Below are 3,096 nucleotides of genomic sequence, written 5' to 3'. Positions count from 1 at the left end.
GATAGACGACCTTGTGTCACCACGGAAGTCCTGCGAGACAACCTGGTCCTCGGTGTATCCCATAATGCCTTTGAGGGATGAATCAGCAGCTGCTTTGACGGTCTCTTTGATCTCATCATAGGTGGTCTGTCATGACAGAGATTGGTAAGTCGGAGAGCAGAAGGCAGAAATAGATTCTAGATGGCACTGCTGTCACATCTACCTCGGTTTTGAGTTGGCGTCTAGGCGAGGTGCACCGCTCGACATGGCTGCTAGCTCATGTCGGGATATCGATTTTCTAAATCAAGATCCACCGGTTGCGCGAAAGTTGGCAAGGTAACGCCATGTTCGGTGATCTCAATTTGAGATTCGTCGACCAGGGCGTCGCCGAATCGATAAATCGGCTCCATCGGGCCCGCTAGGCAGGCGTCATCGTAGAGTTTCGCTTGAGCCGCGGTCTGCTCAGCACGCGCGCGGTATTCGTTCATGGTTTTTGAACCATAGCGCTTCTCCAGCATGGCCGCAGTGATGTCTGGCGAAAGCACCGTGCCGGTCGCATTGTTGCCGCCGAAACCCTTCGAGTTCAAAAAAGCAACGTCCGCCCGGTCGCTGACATCGAGGTCTTCGGTCACGATATTGAGATGATCGTCCTCGAGATCCGGGGCCAGCTCATCGATCGTTTTGATACCCGCCAACACACCGTGGCGCATCACCCCCAAAGTGTTATTCATTTGGTCGGCGCTGGCCGGTGCAAGTGAGTGTCCGACAAAGGCTTTAACCGCCGATACGGGCCAACCCTCAATGCCGAACGCGTTGGCAACCATATTCAGTATGCGTGATTCAGTTGTGCGATTTTGCGGTGTACTCGACCCGTGGGCTTGCACGAAGCTGCGCTGGCGTACCGCCTCATCACCCAGCAGCGCGCGCGCCGCCGCCACCGCTTTGGCAAGCGTTATATAGTTGCCGGGCCCGGGCGAGGAAATCGATTTCTTGAAGCCATCCGCGTTGACAAAGACCTCGGGTACCGCGGCATGAATATTGGCGCCCATTTCGATGGCCAGTTCATCATCGAAGAGCACAAAATATTGACCCGACTCGCCCAACGTAAAGCCGCAGTTGTTTCCAAAAGGTCGGCTGGCGCGTCGATGATTGGGCTTATCCTCACCATCGAGTTTACTTAAGCCGTCGTCGGTGGCGAGCGCGCTCATCGCGGCGTAGCCTTCAATGACCTCCGGCGTCAGCGGGGCTTCGGCATTGCCCACCACGCACACTCGTCGGCGCCCTGCTTGAATGTCCTCAACGGCGAGTCGCAAGTTATAGAGAAACGTTGCGCAGGCGCCAGCATTGGCTCCGGTCGCACCGACGCTGCCGAGCACGTAAGCGTTTACGAAATCCGCTGGCATCGTATTCAGACCGAGAGGGAGCTGCTTGGCGCTGACACGCGAGCCACGCAGCCGCGCCTGCAGCATGCCACCCGTCCCAGCTTCGTCGAGTTGAGCCATGGCGCTTGCCGCGTAGACCGCCACTTCGTCGGGCCGCACGCGATCGGCAATGGTCTGCCAGTCGATACCAATGGAGCGCACGGCATCAGAGGCGCCGATGATCGCGAGCTGTAAACCTTTAGGATGGAACCGCGACTTATAAAGTGTGCTGGGGTCAAATCCGTCAGGCAGTTGTCCGCCCGATTGCACCGCAAGTTTGCGGTAGGTTTCCACTTTGAGCTCGGTCTTAACTTCGTTCGTTAATCGCGCGCGCCCGCCGTTCAGATTTTCCACCCGCCATTGCGTGTACACGTCGTCATTGATGTTTGCGCAGGCAAGCTCTATGGCGCCATTCTCGGGCTCGAGCGCTAAGACGCTATTGCCGGCCACGTGATCGGGATCGAATAAATTAATCCTGCGGATCAGCGAACCCTCGAGCACGCGTTGCTCAAGCGTCTGGTAGCCAGATTGGTCGAGTGCGGTGCCATCGGGCGAGAAAAACTGGCCGTTGCGAAAGCTTGCCAAGCCCATCATTGCGCTCAAGGCGGCAACAGTCGTGCGTTGCTCCTCAGCCGGTAAGCTGTCCCAAATCGTCCGCCGGTAGGCGTGATGAAACGAGGCGCGTCCGGCCGAGTTAACGCCGCCGAAACCGACGATCACAGGTAGTCTGGTTACCATTCGAGATGTTCTGTTTGTTTGTGAGAATACTAACCGTCAATTCTGACTTATGATTGGTATATTCAGCCACAACACTGGCCAATTAAGACAAAATGGACCGAAAGTGCTTGAAAATCGGCTTCGTCGTGGCGCCGCGCATGCTTGCAACGGGCACTGTCCTGCCCTTGGAAATGTGGCGCGCCGCGGGTGACGCGATACAGGCATCGACCCGCCTTGAGGCCTCGTTATCCATCCAATTACTGAGTATCCCCGGAGCGCCAGCGACCGAAGAATTATTAGGTTTGCAAAAGGCTGTGCCGCTGGACGGGGCCGATCCTCAATTAGACGTCATTTACCTGCCAGCCTTGTGGCGCAATCCTAGCCCGGTGCTAGCAGCGTGCGCCGAGCTTTATCCGTGGCTGAAACGCCATTCCAACCAGGGCGCCGCAATCGCCGCCACCGGAACGGGAGTCAGCTTGTTAGCGGAAACGGGGTTATTAGATCATCAGCCCGCGACGACGCATTGGCATAATTTTGCGCGCTTCGAACAACGCTATCCGCTGGTGCAATTAAAGCGCGATTATTTCGTGACTCAAGCCGGAACGCTTTATTGCGCGGCGAGCATCAACTCGCTCGCTGATGTAACCGTTCATTTAATTGAGCGATTCTATTCCCGTGACGTTGCCTACCATGTGCAAAAGAACTTCTCACACGAAATCCGCCGAACCTTTGAAGATCAGCGTTATCTCGCGGGCGGCGAGAACTCAAGCGACGAACTGGTGTGCGAAGCGCAAACTTGGATGCACGCCAACGTTGACAGCAATATCACGCTAGCGGACATGGCCAAGCGCCTTGGCACCACGACACGAACGCTCCACCGTCGTTTTAAATAGGCGCGTGGTGTCTCGCCCACCCAAAAATGGCAAAACCGTCGATGGAAAATTGCGAAGGATCTTCTCGGCCGCACCGCTATGAATTT

General features: G+C 56.3%; 2 protein-coding genes and 1 pseudogene. 1 reads left to right on the top strand and 2 read right to left on the bottom strand.

Features of this window, described 5'->3' with window-relative positions:
* A pseudogene (locus AAF465_17435) lies at positions 1-123 on the bottom strand (type I glyceraldehyde-3-phosphate dehydrogenase).
* Between the two features lie 128 nt (positions 124-251).
* Positions 252-2,138, bottom strand: a complete 1,887-nt coding sequence (locus AAF465_17430) for a beta-ketoacyl synthase (protein ID MEM7084505.1) — start codon at positions 2,136-2,138, stop codon at positions 252-254.
* A 107-nt stretch (positions 2,139-2,245) separates the two neighbouring features.
* On the opposite strand from AAF465_17430, the gene AAF465_17425 reads away from it, so the two are divergent.
* On the top strand, positions 2,246-3,010 hold the full coding sequence (locus tag AAF465_17425) for an AraC family transcriptional regulator (GenBank protein ID MEM7084504.1): 765 nt from the start codon (positions 2,246-2,248) through the stop codon (positions 3,008-3,010).
* Positions 3,011-3,096: the final 86 nt, after the last annotated feature.

The sequence above is a fragment of the Pseudomonadota bacterium genome, from assembly GCA_039028935.1.
Lineage (GTDB): Bacteria > Pseudomonadota > Gammaproteobacteria > Steroidobacterales > SZUA-146 > SZUA-146.
The sequence above is the reverse complement of the archived record's forward strand: the minus strand, read 5'-3'. Positions and strand labels throughout refer to the sequence as shown.

What these genes read in the sequence shown, in the direction of transcription:
- AAF465_17430 (MEM7084505.1), bottom strand. Translation starts at nt 2,138, where the DNA reads ATGGTAACCAGACTACCTGTGATCGTCGGTTTCGGCGGCGTTAACTCG.